The sequence below is a fragment of the Flavobacterium ichthyis genome (genome assembly GCF_009915155.1).
In the GTDB taxonomy this organism is placed as follows: domain Bacteria; phylum Bacteroidota; class Bacteroidia; order Flavobacteriales; family Flavobacteriaceae; genus Flavobacterium; species Flavobacterium ichthyis.
Window position 1 is genome coordinate 1 of the sequence record NZ_JAABLM010000036.1, and the last position, 229, is coordinate 229.

Consider the following 229-nt stretch of genomic DNA (forward strand, 5'->3'; position numbering starts at 1 on the left):
GAACAGCTTCGGTAACTTTTGAAGAAGTTCGAAATAACGGCACTTGCGCTGGAAATTATTCATTATCAAGAACTTGGACAGCAACAGACCTTTGTGGTAATTCGGTTTCGCATACGCAAATTGTAACTGTGGAAGACAATTCGGCTCCAACTTTCAACGAAACTTTACCAATAGATTTGACCGTTTCTTGTGATGCAGTTCCGGTTGCGGCAACGCTTTCAGCTTCGGA

General features: G+C 42.8%; 1 protein-coding gene. It reads left to right on the top strand.

Annotation, left to right across the window (positions count from 1 at the left end; genetic code table 11):
- The coding region (locus GV828_RS13100; RefSeq protein ID WP_166537942.1) for a hypothetical protein at positions 1-229 on the top strand (229 nt) is incomplete at both ends.